Origin of the sequence: Neisseria sp. P0020.S003 (genome assembly GCF_051957095.1) — a bacterium.
Classification (GTDB): Bacteria; Pseudomonadota; Gammaproteobacteria; order Burkholderiales; family Neisseriaceae; genus Neisseria; species Neisseria subflava.
In genome coordinates this window covers 19,309-34,574 of the sequence record NZ_JBQCWU010000019.1, presented here as the reverse complement: position 1 = coordinate 34,574, position 15,266 = coordinate 19,309, and the positions used below count along the sequence as shown (strand labels likewise).

15 protein-coding genes are annotated in these 15,266 nt (G+C 47.9%); 2 read left to right on the top strand and 13 right to left on the bottom strand.

What is annotated here, in order from left to right; genetic code table 11:
- The coding region (locus tag ACTHTQ_RS09590) for an IS3 family transposase (RefSeq protein ID WP_440363771.1) at nt 1-83 on the top strand (83 nt) is incomplete at its 5' end.
- A gap of 82 nt (nt 84-165) precedes the next feature.
- On the opposite strand, the gene sucD is transcribed toward ACTHTQ_RS09590, so the two are convergent.
- The 12 genes from sucD to sdhC all read right to left on the bottom strand — a co-directional run bounded on the left by sucD (nt 166) and on the right by sdhC (nt 13,693).
- On the bottom strand, nt 166-1,056 hold the full coding sequence (gene sucD, locus ACTHTQ_RS09585; protein ID WP_002244992.1) for a succinate--CoA ligase subunit alpha: 891 nt from the start codon (nt 1,054-1,056) through the stop codon (nt 166-168).
- Nucleotides 1,057-1,066: 10 nt separating this feature from the next.
- Nucleotides 1,067-2,233 (bottom strand): ADP-forming succinate--CoA ligase subunit beta, encoded by a 1,167-nt coding sequence (gene sucC / locus ACTHTQ_RS09580; protein ID WP_002226419.1) that lies wholly within the window; start codon nt 2,231-2,233, stop codon nt 1,067-1,069.
- A gap of 71 nt (nt 2,234-2,304) precedes the next feature.
- Nucleotides 2,305-2,592, bottom strand: coding sequence for a hypothetical protein (locus ACTHTQ_RS09575; protein WP_002213751.1), 288 nt, complete (start codon nt 2,590-2,592; stop codon nt 2,305-2,307).
- A 124-nt stretch (nt 2,593-2,716) separates the two neighbouring features.
- The gene (gene lpdA / locus ACTHTQ_RS09570; RefSeq protein WP_440363770.1) at nt 2,717-4,150 is read right to left on the bottom strand and encodes a dihydrolipoyl dehydrogenase; all 1,434 of its coding nucleotides are present in this window, start codon (nt 4,148-4,150) and stop codon (nt 2,717-2,719) included.
- A gap of 259 nt (nt 4,151-4,409) precedes the next feature.
- Nucleotides 4,410-5,591, bottom strand: a complete 1,182-nt coding sequence (odhB, locus tag ACTHTQ_RS09565) for a 2-oxoglutarate dehydrogenase complex dihydrolipoyllysine-residue succinyltransferase (protein ID WP_063075931.1) — start codon at nt 5,589-5,591, stop codon at nt 4,410-4,412.
- 99 nt (nt 5,592-5,690) lie between these two features.
- Complete coding sequence (locus ACTHTQ_RS09560) at nt 5,691-8,519, bottom strand: 2-oxoglutarate dehydrogenase E1 component (RefSeq protein WP_440363769.1); 2,829 nt, start codon at nt 8,517-8,519, stop codon at nt 5,691-5,693.
- 209 nt (nt 8,520-8,728) lie between these two features.
- Complete coding sequence (gltA, locus tag ACTHTQ_RS09555; protein WP_440363768.1) at nt 8,729-10,012, bottom strand: citrate synthase; 1,284 nt, start codon at nt 10,010-10,012, stop codon at nt 8,729-8,731.
- Nucleotides 10,013-10,136: 124 nt separating this feature from the next.
- Nucleotides 10,137-10,385, bottom strand: coding sequence for an FAD assembly factor SdhE (locus ACTHTQ_RS09550; protein ID WP_003678830.1), 249 nt, complete (start codon nt 10,383-10,385; stop codon nt 10,137-10,139).
- A 3-nt stretch (nt 10,386-10,388) separates the two neighbouring features.
- Complete coding sequence (locus ACTHTQ_RS09545) at nt 10,389-11,096, bottom strand: succinate dehydrogenase iron-sulfur subunit (protein ID WP_002241462.1); 708 nt, start codon at nt 11,094-11,096, stop codon at nt 10,389-10,391.
- Between the two features lie 118 nt (nt 11,097-11,214).
- Nucleotides 11,215-12,978, bottom strand: coding sequence for a succinate dehydrogenase flavoprotein subunit (sdhA, locus tag ACTHTQ_RS09540; RefSeq protein WP_440363767.1), 1,764 nt, complete (start codon nt 12,976-12,978; stop codon nt 11,215-11,217).
- Nucleotides 12,979-12,980: 2 nt separating this feature from the next.
- The gene (gene sdhD, locus ACTHTQ_RS09535) at nt 12,981-13,322 is read right to left on the bottom strand and encodes a succinate dehydrogenase, hydrophobic membrane anchor protein (protein WP_003678837.1); all 342 of its coding nucleotides are present in this window, start codon (nt 13,320-13,322) and stop codon (nt 12,981-12,983) included.
- Nucleotides 13,316-13,693, bottom strand: coding sequence for a succinate dehydrogenase, cytochrome b556 subunit (sdhC, locus tag ACTHTQ_RS09530; protein ID WP_003686156.1), 378 nt, complete (start codon nt 13,691-13,693; stop codon nt 13,316-13,318). Before sdhC ends, sdhD begins: the two co-directional genes overlap by 7 nt.
- A 462-nt stretch (nt 13,694-14,155) precedes the next feature.
- Between sdhC and ACTHTQ_RS09525 the strand changes: the two genes are divergently transcribed.
- Complete coding sequence (locus tag ACTHTQ_RS09525) at nt 14,156-14,539, top strand: YkvA family protein (protein ID WP_049329785.1); 384 nt, start codon at nt 14,156-14,158, stop codon at nt 14,537-14,539.
- A gap of 84 nt (nt 14,540-14,623) precedes the next feature.
- Here ACTHTQ_RS09525 and ACTHTQ_RS09520 read toward each other — a convergent pair whose 3' ends face one another.
- Nucleotides 14,624-15,124 (bottom strand): membrane lipoprotein lipid attachment site-containing protein, encoded by a 501-nt coding sequence (locus ACTHTQ_RS09520; protein ID WP_372510598.1) that lies wholly within the window; start codon nt 15,122-15,124, stop codon nt 14,624-14,626.
- Between the last annotated feature and the right edge of the window lie 142 nt (nt 15,125-15,266).

Below are 15,266 nucleotides of genomic sequence, written 5' to 3'. Positions count from 1 at the left end.
ACTACAACCGGGAGCGTTGCAGTTTGAAATTGAAAAAGCTGAGTCCTGTCGCATATAGAACCCAGCTTACACAAAGTGCCTGAATAGGCTTTTATGAGTGTCCAAGATTTGGGGGCCAGTTCAAACTTCAGACGGCCTTTTCAATTCAGCTTAAAGACTTAAGTCTTATGCCAAACCTTTTGCTTTCAACACTTCCAGCATGGTAGTGCCCAGCTCGGCAGGGCTGCGGGTGTAAGCGATACCGGCTTTTTCAAAAGCGGCGAATTTTTCTTCGGCAGTACCTTTACCACCAGAGATAATCGCACCGGCGTGGCCCATACGTTTGCCTTTAGGAGCGGTAACACCAGCAATGTAACCTACAACAGGTTTGGTTACGTTGGATTGGATGTATTCGGCTGCTTCTTCTTCCGCAGTACCGCCGATTTCACCGATCATGATGATGGCGTCGGTATCTGGGTCTTCTTGGAAGAGTTTCAGTGCGTCGATTTGGTTCATACCAGGAATCGGGTCGCCGCCGATACCGATACAGGTTGATTGACCCAAGCCCAGTTTGGTGGTTTGTGCCACAGCTTCGTAAGTCAATGTACCGGAACGGGAAATAATACCGATGCGGCCCGGAGTATGGATGTGGCCCGGCATAATACCGATTTTGCACTCGCCCGGAGTAATCACGCCCGGGCAGTTAGGGCCGACCAAGCGGGTACCGTTGCCGTTGGTTTCCAAGTAACGTTTGGCTTTGAGCATGTCCAGAGTTGGTACGCCTTCGGTAATCACAACGACCAAGCCTACGCCTGAATCAACGGCTTCAACGATAGAGTCCAAAACAAACGGAGCTGGGACGTAAATTACAGATGCGTCCGCGCCGGTTTCTTTAACGGCTTCTTTCATGGTGTTGAATACAGGCAGATCCAGGTGGGTTTGACCGCCTTTGCCTGGGGTAACGCCGCCAACAACTTTAGTGCCGTAAGCCAGAGCTTGTTCGGAGTGGAAAGTACCGTTTTTACCGGTGAAACCTTGAACCAATACTTTGGTGTCTTTATTAATCAATACGCTCATTCTTTTCTCCTTAGGCGTTTACGGCTGCAACAATTTTTTCGGCTGCGTCATTCAGGCCGTCTGCAGAAGTCAGTTTCAGACCTGATTCGTTCAGGATTTTCGCGCCGAGTTCGGCGTTGTTACCTTCCAAACGAACAACGACAGGAACGTTGACGTTGATTTCTTTAACGGCTGCCACGATGGCTTCCGCAATCATGTCGCAACGTACGATACCGCCGAAGATGTTGATCAATACGCCTTTAACGGATTTGTCTTCCAAAATCAGTTTGAACGCTTCAACCACGCGATCTTTGGTTGCGCCGCCGCCAACGTCCAAGAAGTTGGCAGGTTGACCGCCTTTGAGTTTGATGATGTCCATAGTGGCCATCGCCAAACCGGCACCGTTAACCATACAGCCGATGTTGCCTTCCAGGGCAACATAGTTCAGGTCGAATTCGGAAGCTTTCAGCTCACGTTCGTTTTCTTGAGATTTGTCGCGCAATTCAGCGATTTTTGGCAGGCGGTAGAGCGCGTTGCTGTCGATACCGATTTTGCCGTCCACGCAAGCCAGTGCGCCGTTTTCGCGAACTGCCAATGGGTTTACTTCAAACAGTGCGAAGTCGTTTTCGACAAACGCTTTGTACGCACCGGTCATCAGTTTGACGAACTCGTTGATTTGTTTGTCTTTCAAGCCCAGTTGGAAGGCAACTTCACGAGCTTGGCAAGGTTGCAGGCCGACCAGCGGATCAACGGTTACTTTGAAGATTTTTTCTGGAGTTTCGGCAGCAACTTTTTCGATTTCCACGCCACCTTCGGTAGAAGCCATGAATGTAACGCGGCGGGTAGAACGGTCAACCACTGCGCCCAAGTACAGCTCGGTTTGAACAGGATACATGTCTTCGCAAACCAAAACGCTGTTGACAGGTTGGCCGTTGGCATCGGTTTGGTAAGTTACCAAGTTGGTGCCAATCAGGCTTTCAGCCACTTCTTTAGCTTCTTCGCGGCTTTTAACGACTTTTACGCCGCCCGCTTTACCGCGGCCGCCGGCGTGTACTTGTGCTTTGACAACAGCGAATTTGCCGCCCAATTTGTCGTAAGCTGCAGCGGCTTCTTCGCCGTTGTGTGCCAAAATGCCGCCTTGTACGGGCAAACCGTAGCTAGCCAGCAGTTCTTTAGCCTGATACTCGTGTAAATTCATGGATTTCTCCTTAAGGTGAGTGGGTTTTAGGAATCGCCCTGCGGCCAATCCCATATTTTCAGACGGCCCTACTATTTACTGAAGGGCAGCCACATCCGCGCCAGCAGATACATGGCTGCACCGCCTCCTCCGAGAATAAAAAAGACGATGCCTTTTTTACGCGAATTCGGGCAGAGCAGATAAACGGCAAGGCTGAAACTGATAAACAACAATGCCACGCGCCAAACCAATTCTTTATCTTTGAAACGGTTGAGCGTATAAGTTTCGGTCATCATCACATACATCTGCCACAATGCAGCCATACACATGCTGATGATGCCCATCGGTATAAAGAAAATACCGACTATTTCTTTGTTCATAATGAATGTAAATGCTGTTTGTTTGTCTGATGGAATTATAAATCAGAAAACGAAGCTCTCGGAACATTCAATTTATCGAAAGCCTTAAGGCCGTCTGAAAAGTTTCAGACGGCCTCAATGTCTATCAACCGTGCAAAGCGCGTTTGTCGGCCGCCAATGCAGCTTCATGCACCACTTCGGACAAGGTCGGGTGTGCATGGATAATGCGGGCGATGTCTTCGCTGCTGGCGAAGAATTCGAGCGCAGTCACGCCTTCGGTAACCAATTCACTGACAACCGGGCCGATCATGTGTACGCCCAAGATGCGGTCGGTTTTGGCATCTGCCAACACTTTAACCGTACCTTTGGCTTTGCCCATTGCCAATGCGCGACCGTTTGCACCGAAACCTGAAGTACCTTTTTTGTACTCCACGCCTTCGGCTTTGAGCTGCTCTTCGGTTTTACCCACCCAAGCGATTTCAGGGTCGGTGTAAATAACAAACGGTACGTTGTTGAAGTCGATATGCGGTTTTTGACCTGCAATGCGCTCGGCAACGGCAACGCCTTCGTCGCTGGCTTTGTGTGCCAACATCGGGCCGCGGACCACATCGCCGATTGCCCATACGTTAGGCAGGTTGGTACGGCATTCGCCATCTACTTTGATAAAGCCTCGTTCGTCTTTTTCCAAGCCTACGGCTTCGACGTTCAGGCCTTTGGTGTTTGGAATACGGCCGATGGCAACGATCAGTTTGTCGAATACTTCGGTTTTGGCTTCACCAGCAGCTGTTTCGTAAGCAACGGAAACGCCTTTGCCTTCAGATTTGATGTCGCCGATTTTCACGCCCAATTCAATGCTCAAGCCTTGCTCTTTAGTGAAGTATTTGAAGGCTTCTTTGGCGATTTGTTGGTCGGCGGCAGCCAAGAAGGTCGGGGCGGCTTCAAGAATGGTAACTTCTGCACCCACGCGGTTCCATACGGAACCCATTTCCAAACCAATCACGCCGGAACCGATCACGCCGAGTTTAGCAGGCACTTCGGTCAGGTTCAATGCGCCTTCGTTGTCCAAAACGTTCACGTTGTCGATAGCGACTTGTGGCAGCGGACGCGGTACGGAACCGGTCGCTACGATGACGTGTTTGGCTTCGATAACGGTTTTCTCGCCTTTGTTATCAACTTCGATTTGGTAAGCATCGCCATTTTTACCGGCAAAGGAAGCAGTACCGAACAGGCTGGTTACTTTGTTTTTTTGGAACAGGAATTTCACGCCGCCGGTCAGCTTGGTCACGATGGCATCTTTGCGCTCAATCATTTTGGCCGCGTCGAATTTTACGTTGCCGACAGTGATACCGTGTTCGGCAAAATCGTGTTGCGCAGCGTGGAAATGTTCGCTGGATTGCAACAGGGCTTTGGAAGGGATACAGCCTACGTTCAAGCAAGTACCACCCAATGCAGGGGCATTGCCTGCTTTGTTAACGCCTGCGTCAACGCAAGCGGTTTTGAAACCCAGTTGCGCGGCACGGATGGCGGCAACGTATCCGCCCGGGCCTGCACCAATCACTACTACATCATATTGAGACATCGTGTCATCCTTTGCTTTTAGCAGTATCTCAAAATAAAAACGATACTTTTTGTTTCTTTTTTATTTTGAATGACTGCGTTTTGATGGTTTTAAGAAAAGGCCGTCTGAAAGTCCATATCTGCCGATTCATTCGAATCAAATGTTTCAGACGGCCTCAATCGTTTGTTGAGCCTATTGTAGCACGATACTACATTACGCTACATCTAAATAAAAATTCAGACGGCCTTTTCATTAATAAATAAAAGGCCGTCTGAAACGATTACAGATCCAACAACAGGCGAGCTGGGTCTTCCAACGCGTCTTTAATGGCTACCAAGGTCAATACAGCTTCGCGGCCGTCGATGATACGGTGGTCGTAAGACAGAGCCAGATACATCATTGGACGGACAACAACTTGGCCGTTTTCAACCACAGCGCGCTCTTTAGTGGCGTGCATACCCAAAATCGCAGATTGAGGTGGGTTAATGATTGGGGTAGACATCATAGAACCGAAAGTACCGCCATTGGTAATACTGAATGTACCGCCGGTCAAATCTTCGATAGCGATTTTGCCGTCTTTGGCTTTTTTCGCGTAATCAACAATTGCTTGTTCGATGTCGGCAATACTCATTTGGTCGGCATCGCGCAGGATTGGTACAACCAAACCGCGTGGGCTGCCAATTGCAATACCGATGTCGAAGTAGCCGTGGTAAACGATGTCTTTACCGTCAACAGAAGCATTCACAACTGGGTATTTTTTCAGGGCGGCAACAGCGGCTTTAACGAAGAAGGACATAAAGCCCAGTTTTACGCCGTGTTCTTTCTCGAATTTATCTTTGTACTTCGCACGCAAGTCCATGATTGGTTTCATGTTGACTTCATTGAATGTAGTCAAAATAGCGTTTTCTTGTTGAGAAGCCAGGAGGCGTTCTGCAACACGGGCTCGCAGGCGGCTCATTGGTACGCGTTCTTCAGGACGCGCGCCGGCAGGAAGTGCAACGGCAGGAGCAGCGGCTGCGGCAGGTTTGGCAGCGGCATTTTGTACGTCTTCTTTCAATACGCGACCGTCACGGCCGGAACCTTGCAATGCGTTCACGTCAACACCGGTCTCGGCAGCCAGTTTGGCGGCGGCAGGCATAGCGGCGTTGTTTTGTGCAGCAGCAGGAGCAGCGGCCGGGGCTGCTTCGGCAGGAGCGGCTGCAGGTGCTTCAGCAGCGGCAGTAGCAGCTGTATCGATACGTGCCAAAACTTGGTCGGCAACAACGGTCTCACCGTCTTGCGCTACGATTTCAACCAATACGCCGGCTTGCGGAGAAGGTACTTCCAAAACCACTTTGTCAGTTTCGATATCGATCAGGATTTCGTCACGGGCAACTGCTTCGCCAACTTTTTTCTTCCATTCCAAGAGCGTGCCTTCAGATACGCTTTCAGACAGCATAGGTACTTTTACATCAATAATCATTTTGTGTCTCCAATGGCCCTTTCAGATGGCCTGTTGTGTGTTTTTAATTCTGCATATGGGCATTCCGCCTGAGCAGCCTCAGACGGAATGCCACTTGGTTTACAACGCCAAAGCGTCTTCAACCAATTGTTTCAATTGAGCAATGTGTTTGCTTGAGTAGCCCACTGCAGGCGATGCGCTGCTTGGACGACCGGCATAAGACAGTTTTTGCTCTTCGCTGATAACGTCTTCGATGCGGTGGCGGATTTGGTAGAACGCACCTTGGTTTTTCGGCTCTTCTTGCGCCCAAACCACAGATTTTGCGTTCGGATATTTCGCCAGTTCAGCTTTAACCTCGTCGTATGGGAATGGATACAGCTGCTCAACGCGGACGATAGCAACATCATCTTCTAGTTTACGCTCGGCACGGCCAGCTTCCAAGTCATAGTAAACCTGACCGGCACACAATACCACGCGTTTCACGCTGTCGTTGCTTGCGCGTTCGGCTGTATCGTCGATAACCGGACGGAAAGTCGAACCTTCGGTGAAGTTTTCCAGTGGGCTCATTGCACCTTTGAAGCGCAACAGGCGTTTGGACATGAAAATCACCAGCGGTTTGCGGTATGAACCCAAGACTTGACGTTGCAAGATGTGGAACATTTGCGACGCTTCAGACGGCATGATGACTTGCATATTGTTCTCAGAACACAGTTGCAACCAACGTTCTACGCGTGCAGAAGAGTGTTCAGGACCTTGACCGTCGTAGCCGTGCGGCAGGATGGTGGTCAGACCGCACAAACGACCCCATTTGGTTTCGCCTGAAGACAGGAATTGGTCAATAGTCACTTGTGCGCCGTTGGCGAAGTCACCAAATTGAGCTTCCCAAATGGTCAGCTTGTCAGGAGCGGAGCAGGCAAAGCCGTACTCAAACGCCATCACAGCTTCTTCGTTCAAAATGGAGTCGATAACCAGGAACTCGCCCATGCCTTCGCCCATATGGCGCAGAGGAACATAAGTACCGTCGTCCCACTTTTCACGGTTTTGATCGTGCAATACTGCATGACGGTGTGAGAATGTACCGCGACCGGAGTCCTCACCGGAGATACGCACGCCATGGCCTTTAGTCAGCAGGCTTGCGTATGCCAAGGTTTCGGCCATACCCCAGTCGATGGCTTGTTTGCCTGATGCCATTGCTTTACGCGCTTCAATCACACGTTTTGCAGTCGGATGCAGGGCAAAGCCTTCCGGTACGGCGGTAAACTTCTCAGTAAGACGCTCAATATCTGCGGCAGGCAAACCGGTTTCGATGTGTTCGCGCCAATCTTTGCCTTGGTATTTACTCCAATCGATTTGCGTGCGTTGGAAGTTGCTCAAAGTTGTTTGCTCAACATGTTCGCCTTTGTCCAAAGCATCACGGTAAGCTTGGATGTAACCGTCAGCCTCAGCTTGAGTTACCACGCCTTCGGCAATCAGTTGCTCGGTGTACAAAGCACGCGCACCTGGGTGTTGCGATACTTTTTTGTACATCATCGGTTGGGTCAAGGTCGGATCATCGCCCTCGTTGTGGCCCCATTTACGGTAGCAGACAACGTCGACCACGATGTCTTTATGGAATTTTTTGCGGTAATCCAAGGCAGCTTGGATGGCAAAGCAAACGCGTTCAGGATCATCGCCGTTCACATGGATAACCGGAGCAGAAACCATTTTCGCGATATCGGTACAATGTACGGTAGAACGGGTATCGCGGGTATCGGAAGTCGTAAAGCCGATTTGGTTGTTGATCACGATGTGAACAGTACCACCTGTGGTATAACCGCGTGTTTTAGACAGGTTGAATGTTGCTTGGTTAACACCCAAACCAATAAATGCGGAGTCACCGTGAATCAATACTGGCAAGACTTTATCGCGACCGTTTTCGCCCAAACGTTTTTGTTTGGCGCGTGCAGAACCTTCCACTACTGGGTTAACGATTTCCAAGTGTGACGGGTTAAATGCCAAAGAAACGTGCATTGGGCCGTGTGGCGTAGCGATGTCGGAGCTGAAGCCCATGTGGTATTTTACGTCGCCGCTAGGCAATTTGATTTCGGCTCGGCCTTCGAATTCAGCAAACAGATCAGCCGGTTTTTTGCCCAAAATGTTAACCAAAACATTCAGACGGCCACGGTGTGCCATACCGATGATGACTTCTTCCACGCCGTCTTTACCGGCATTTTGAATCAGGTAGTTCAAACCAGCAATCGCGCTTTCGCCGCCTTCTACACCAAAGCGTTTTTGACCAACATATTTGGTATGCAGGTAACGTTCCAGAGTTTCGGCGGCAGTCATTTCTTTCAAGATACGGCGTTTTTGTTCAACGTTGTAGCTTGGCGTAGACAGTACGCTTTCAAAATAATTGCGAACCCAGCGGCGCTCTTCGGTATTTGGAATGTAGATGTACTCTACCGCGATATGGCCGCAGTAGGTTTGTTTGAGGTTGCTGATGATTTGGGACAGAGGCAGTTTGCTCTGACCAGAAAAATCGCCCTCGCCCATATTGAATTGAAGTGCCATATCGGCATCTGACAGACCGTGGAATTTAGGATCGAGAGCTTCGATATTTTGAGGAGGAATACGTTTGAGCGGATCAAGTTGGGCTGCACCCACGCCTTGGATACGATAGGCAGAAATCAGTCGCAAAACGCTGACTTGCTTTTTCATCATTGCCTCATCCACACCGCCTGCAACGGCTGCGGCAATTTTCTTTTTAGCCAAAGTGGCAAATGATTCACGAATCGGTGTATGGGCAACATCGACAGCGACTGCGCCCGGCTGTTTACTCAAATCGGTAAAGTACTGTTTCCATTTTTCATCGACAGATTCCGGATTATCCAGAAACTTTTCATACAACTCCTCGATGTATGGCGCATTAGAACCAAACAGATAAGAGAAATTGAGTTTTTCGTCCATCATGGCGTGAGCTCTTTTCTTTAAAATATAAACAAAGGGTAGAATCCCGTGTTCTCCGAACGGAATTCAGGCCGTCTGAAATGACACTTTATTCTACCCTATTTCAAATCAAATTACCTGCTATCAACTTAATTAATTACGACCAACCTCATTGAAAACGGCAATTCGATTTTTTCAAACGACTTTTCAACAATATATTAATGTATTGTCTATTAGCGTTTATCTACCGGAACGTAATCGCGACGCTCTGCACCGGTATACAGTTGACGTGGGCGACCGATTTTCAGTGCCGGATCGCTAATCATTTCATGCCAATGAGAAATCCAACCTACACTGCGCGACAATGCGAAGATAACGGTAAACATTTCAGTTGGAATGCCCAATGCGGACAAGACGATACCGGAGTAGAAATCGACGTTTGGATACAGCTTGCGTTCAACAAAGAATGGATCTTTCAGTGCAATTTGTTCCAATTCCATCGCCAGCTTGAATTTAGGACTGTCTTCCAAGCCTAATTCTTTCAAGACTTCATAACAGGTTTCGCGCATGATGTTGGCTCGTGGGTCCATATTGCGGTATACGCGGTGACCGAAGCCCATCAGACGGTATTTGCGTTGTTTCACACCTTCCATGTATGCGGCAACATTAGATACATCGCCGATTTCGTCCAGCATTTTCAAAACAGCTTCGTTTGCACCGCCGTGTGAAGCACCCCACAGACAGGCGATACCGGCGGCGATACAGGCAAATGGGTTCGCGCCCGAAGAACCGGCCAAACGTACAGTCGAAGTAGAAGCGTTTTGCTCGTGGTCAGCATGCAAAATAAAGATGCGGTCGAGCGCGCGAGCCAATACTGGATTAGGTTTGTATTCTTCACATGGTGTCGCAAACATCATGTGTAAGAAGTTTTCAGCATAGGAAAGGTTATTTTTTGGATAATTGAACGGCAGACCGTTGGAATAACGGTAACACATTGCCGCAATTGTCGGGATTTTGGAGATCAAGCGGTAAATTGCAATTTTGCGGTGCTCAGGATTGGCAATATCCAAGCTGTCTTGGTAGAACGCAGACAAAGCGCCAACCACGCCAACCATCATCGCCATCGGATGCGCATCGCGACGGAAACCGCGGAAGAACCAAGTCAACTGCTCATGCAGCATAGTATGGCGGCTGACTGTGGCATCAAATTCTTTTTTCTGTTCAGGGGTTGGCAGTTCGCCGTAAATCAACAGATAGCAAACTTCTAAGTAATCAGATTTTTCGGCCAGCTGCTCGATAGGATAACCACGGTAATACAACAGACCTTCATCGCCATCAATATAAGTGATTTTGGATTCGCAACTTGCAGTTGACACGAATCCGGGATCGAAGGAAAACAGACCTGTATTTTTTGTCAACGCGCGGATATCAACCACATCATGACCGATACTTGCTTCCAATACTGGCAGTTCCAAGGTCTCTTGATTTGGGATGGTGAGCTTGACTGATTTAGACATTCTTAAACTCCTTTGTAAGTTGGGGCTTTCGTTGCCGCCCAAGCGACACGGTCCTTTTTTTCAGACGGCCTCAGTACGGAAAGAGCTTGTTCGGATTAGCATCACAAACAAGCTCTATAACACGTCATGCCTGTCTGATTTTTTCAAGCATGGGAATCAGGTGTTTCTTGTCCGTCGCCGAATGTCCGTTAATCAAGGCAAGCAACTCTTGGTCTTGAAATTCGAGGATTTCGGAAAATTCGGACAACTCCTGATCACTCAGGTGCTCGAATTCTTTTTCCATAAACCTACCGAAGATTAAGTCCAATTCCAACAATCCTCGGCGGGTTTGAAAACGGATTTTCCGTTTGGCAATATCGTCAAAAACCATCATTTCTTAAACGGCTCGTTTCAACATAATCTCTTTAATCTTACCGATGGCTCGGGTCGGATTCAAGTGTTTAGGACATACGTCTACGCAGTTCATAATGGTATGGCAACGGAACAAACGGTATGGGTCGTTCAGATTATCCAAACGCTCGTTAGTAATGGTATCACGGCTATCCGCAATGAAGCGGTAAGCATTCAGCAAGCCAGACGGACCAACGAATTTATCAGGGTTCCACCAGAATGACGGGCAGGCAGTCGAACAGCAGGCGCACAAAATACATTCGTACAAACCGTCCAACTCTTTACGCTCTTCCTGAGTTTGCAGACGCTCTTTGTCCGCATCGATAGGGTTATCGTTGACAACGTAAGGTTTGATGGAGTGATATTGCTTGAAGAATTGGGTCATATCCACAATCAGGTCGCGGATAACAGGCAGACCTGGCAGAGGACGGATTTTAACCGGCTGTTTCAAACCGCGCAGATCGGTCAGACATGCCAAGCCGTTTTTGCCGTTGATGTTCATACCGTCAGAACCGCAAATACCTTCGCGGCAAGAACGGCGGAAAGACAATGTATCGTCTTGCGCTTTCAGGCGCACTAAAGCGTCCAAAAGTTTAACGTCGGTTGGTTCCAATTCCAACTCGTAACGTTGCATATAAGGTTTGGCATCAACGTCCGGGTTGTAACGGTAAATTTCAAAACTCATTTTTTCCATGAGAAGTGTTCCTTTTCTCATAAACTGCCCAATGATTTTGTATTATGAATTCAAGCAGTTCAATGTGGGTATGGTTAGGTTTCAGACGGCCTTTAGATAAAGGCCGTCTGAAACCTCATCAATAAACGCGTTTAGCCGGTTTGATGTATTCCACGCTCAAAGGCTTGGTATGTACCGGTTTGTAAGACAAAGTATTGGTATCTGAATGATACAGGGTATGTTTCATCCAGTTTTCGTCATCGCGCTCAGGATGGTCGTCTGAAGCGTGTGCGCCACGCGATTCTTTACGCGCTTCGGCGGACACCAAAGTCGCTTTCGCTACTTCAATCAGATTATCCAATTCCAAAGCTTCGATACGCGCGGTATTCCACACTTTGCTCTTGTCTTTGATTTCAGTACGTTTCACGCGCTCTGCAATCGCCATTATTTCTCGAACGCCTTTGCTCAGAATCTCATCGGTACGGAACACACCAGCGTGCAATTGTACGGAGCGTTGCAGTTCGCGACGCAATGCATCAACATTTTCGCCGCCGGTTTGATTGTCCAAACGCTCGATACGTTGGCGGGTCAACTCACCGGCATTAGCAGGCAGAGATTTCCAGTCGCTTTGCTCTTTGATGAATTTAATCATGCTGTCGCCGGCAGCTTTACCGAATACCACCAAGTCCAACAGGGAGTTAGTACCCAAGCGGTTTGCACCGTGTACGGAAGCACAAGCGCACTCACCTGCTGCATACAGACCTTTTACAGGTACTTCGTAATCCTCACCTTGCGGAACGACAACTTCGCCATGATAGTTGGTCGGAATACCGCCCATCATATAGTGAGTAGTCGGCACAACAGGAATCGGGTCTTTAATCGGGTCGATACCGGCAAACTGAATGGAAATCTCGCGGATGCCCGGCAGTTTTTCCATAATTTTTTCTGCGCCGATATGGTCGATTTTCAGCAAAACGTGGTCTTTGTTTTTACCACAACCGCGACCTTCGTAAATTTCCATCGCCATCGCACGGGAAACCACGTCACGGGAAGCCAAGTCTTTTACAGTCGGCGCATAACGTTCCATAAAGCGTTCGCCGTCGGCATTCAGCAGAATACCGCCCTCACCGCGTACACCCTCGGTAATCAATACACCGGCACCGGCTACACCAGTCGGGTGGAATTGCCAGAATTCCATGTCTTCCAACGGAATACCCGCACGGGCACAAATACCCAAACCGTCACCGGTATTCATATAAGCATTGGTAGAAGAAGCATAAATACGACCGCCGCCACCGGTAGCAAACATCACAGCTTTAGCGTGGAAAATATAAACTTCGCCGGTTTCCATTTCCATGGCGGTTACACCGACTACGTCGCCGTTTTCATCACGAATCAAATCTTGCGCCGTCCATTCCACAAAGAATTGTGTATTGGCACGGACGTTTTGTTGGTACAAAGTATGCAACATCGCATGACCGGTACGGTCAGCAACCGCACATGCACGCTCTACCGCACGTTTACCGTGTTCGGCAGTGTGCCCGCCGAAAGGACGTTGGTAGATTTTACCGCTTTCCACACGGTCGAAAGGCATACCCATGTGTTCCAACTCAATTACGGCTTCAGGCGCTGCGCGACACATAAATTCAATCGCATCTTGATCACCCAACCAGTCGGAACCTTTCACGGTATCGTACATGTGCCAATCCCAACGGTCTTCCTGCACATTACCCAATGAAGCAGAAATACCGCCTTGAGCCGCTACAGTATGAGAACGGGTTGGAAACACTTTAGACAAAACAGCACAATTCAGGCCGGATTTAGACAATTGGAGGGCTGCGCGTAAACCTGCACCACCACCGCCAACAATCACGGCATCAAACTTGCGAACAGGAAAACCCATATTTACCCCCAAATTACTTTAACTGAATACACCAAGCAGCCTACCAACCAGACGATGGTGGCAACTTGTAAAAACAAACGCAGGCCGAAAGGCTTAATGTAGTCCATCCACAAATCGCGGATACCTACCCATGCATGCAGGAATACGGCCAAGAAGCTCACTTGGGTAAATACTTTCACCCAAGTCTGATCAAAAAATGCCTGCCATGCCGAATATTCTTTAGGCAACGTAAACAAAACAACCAAAAGAACCACGGTATACACCAACATGATGACCGCAGTTGCACGTTGCATTGCCCAATCGCGCAAACCGTAATGCGCACCTGTCAATTTACGTTCTACCATAACAAAGCTCCCAAAACGACAGTCAGAATCAAAGCAGAAGCAAATACAACTTTAGCAGTAGCACGGGCAGTATTTAATTCCAAGCCTTTGTGTACATCCAAAAACAGAAAGCGGATACCGGCGAAAAAGTGGTGCAGATATGCCCACAACAGACCGATAAGGATCAGCTTCACAAACGGATTGGAGATAGCAGAACGATATGCTTCAAACGACGCTTCGCGATCCAGCGTTCCAGAGAAGAAATACAAGAGAACAGGCAGCATCACAAACAAGCCGACGCCGCTGATACGGTGAAGAATAGATACAATCCCCGGTATGGGCAATCGGATATTCGGAATTTCCAAAAATACCGGGCGTGATTTGGCGGACATGGTCAGTTCCTCTAGATTTATTATCAGCTCAAAACCTATAGCTCAGCACTACAATAAGCTACATAAACCATAATTTACCTGTTTTATCTCATTTTGAACAGTGCAATTTATGAATGCTCTAATGATTTTTACCAAAAGACTAATAAAATCAAACAATCATTCTTAGATTTTTTTTTGCGTGACTAGCCTTTTTTGTTACTTTCCTGCAATTAAGCCATCTCTCCATCAAAGCACTTACGATAACATCATTATGATTTGAGAATTGTATCTATTGTGAGATAAATTCTCACTCTTGATACCTAATCTTTACAAAGGCATAAGCCGTTCTTAACTTATTACCATTGCATTATCATCACTACTCTTACATAGTTATACATTCAAAGACATTTCATCCATCTCTAGATGGACTAAAATACAGCACAACACCAACAATGTTTCCATACCTTATAAGGAAGCTGCATCATGACACACTCCCCTCATCAAAACACACCCGATCCGGAAGACTATATCCCCTCCTTCCGCCGTCGAAACTTGGACACATCCGGTTTTATGAAAAAACTCGGACGCTTTGCCGGCCGCCTGGGCAAACCTGTCGTCCGACAGCTTTATGCACTTTATTACCTTTGGGAATCCGAACACACGCCCAAACGGGCCAAAATGATTATTGTCGGTGCACTGGTTTATTTTCTCAGCCCCATCGACAGCATTCCCGACCTGCTGATTCCATTTGGTTTCAGTGACGACATTGCCGTCATTGCATTGGTTTATTCTCAGATGAAAAACTATCTGACCGAAGATATTCAAGAAAAAGCCCGTCAAGCGGCTGACAAGCTGTTTGGTTCTTAATTGGATACAATTCGACTACACATATATAAATATGAGAAGAAGGCCGTCTGAATATTCAGACGGCCTTCTCGGTTTATGACTTTTTTATTTCAAAGGCTGCATACCCATAACTTCCATCAGGAAGTTGGTAAACGCAGGATTGCTTGGCTTGGTATCCATGTTTTTCCAACGTTGCTGCCAACCGCGCAAAGCACCTTGAATGTACTGTTTGGATTGCTCGGTAGTAATTTCACCACGTTGGCTGTCAACGGCAGAACGCAGATAAACTTCGTACATACTGTCATCGACGGAGTTGCGTCCCACTTGTTGGATACGGAAGCGGTTCAAATATTGGGCAGCCTGAACTTTGGTCAGACTACCTTGGCTCACTTGGGTACTCAAGCGACGTGCTTCATCATGAATCTTGGAAACATCTGCCCAATGCGAAGGAGCCAAATGATAACTGGTAGCTGAAACTTGTGAATCAGCCTTAGGTTTCTTGACGTTGGTTGGTCGAACTGGCACTTCTTTCAATGTTGGAACATAAATCGATTCACAACCGGCAAGTGCCGCCACAGCAAGGATAGGAAGAATGTATTTTTTCATAATGCGCATTATAAGCATGATTCGTTGAAGAAACCAACTTTTGAATAACGGTATTCAAAGCTCATTAACTGAATTACAACAGATTTCATACGATATCTCAAGCCCATACGCAAAAAAGGCCGTCTGAAAACGGCCTTTTAAC

Coding starts and splice junctions, on each gene's coding strand:
- odhB (WP_063075931.1), bottom strand. CDS start 5,591: ATGATTATTGATGTAAAAGTACCTATGCTGTCTGAAAGCGTATCTGAA.
- ACTHTQ_RS09525 (WP_049329785.1), top strand. CDS start 14,156: ATGACACACTCCCCTCATCAAAACACACCCGATCCGGAAGACTATATC.
- sdhD (WP_003678837.1), bottom strand. CDS start 13,322: ATGGTAGAACGTAAATTGACAGGTGCGCATTACGGTTTGCGCGATTGG.
- sdhA (WP_440363767.1), bottom strand. CDS start 12,978: ATGGGTTTTCCTGTTCGCAAGTTTGATGCCGTGATTGTTGGCGGTGGT.
- ACTHTQ_RS09520 (WP_372510598.1), bottom strand. CDS start 15,124: ATGAAAAAATACATTCTTCCTATCCTTGCTGTGGCGGCACTTGCCGGT.
- gltA (WP_440363768.1), bottom strand. CDS start 10,012: ATGTCTAAATCAGTCAAGCTCACCATCCCAAATCAAGAGACCTTGGAA.
- ACTHTQ_RS09545 (WP_002241462.1), bottom strand. CDS start 11,096: ATGGAAAAAATGAGTTTTGAAATTTACCGTTACAACCCGGACGTTGAT.
- ACTHTQ_RS09550 (WP_003678830.1), bottom strand. CDS start 10,385: ATGATGGTTTTTGACGATATTGCCAAACGGAAAATCCGTTTTCAAACC.
- lpdA (WP_440363770.1), bottom strand. CDS start 4,150: ATGTCTCAATATGATGTAGTAGTGATTGGTGCAGGCCCGGGCGGATAC.
- ACTHTQ_RS09560 (WP_440363769.1), bottom strand. CDS start 8,519: ATGATGGACGAAAAACTCAATTTCTCTTATCTGTTTGGTTCTAATGCG.
- sucD (WP_002244992.1), bottom strand. CDS start 1,056: ATGAGCGTATTGATTAATAAAGACACCAAAGTATTGGTTCAAGGTTTC.
- sdhC (WP_003686156.1), bottom strand. CDS start 13,693: ATGTCCGCCAAATCACGCCCGGTATTTTTGGAAATTCCGAATATCCGA.
- ACTHTQ_RS09575 (WP_002213751.1), bottom strand. CDS start 2,592: ATGAACAAAGAAATAGTCGGTATTTTCTTTATACCGATGGGCATCATC.
- sucC (WP_002226419.1), bottom strand. CDS start 2,233: ATGAATTTACACGAGTATCAGGCTAAAGAACTGCTGGCTAGCTACGGT.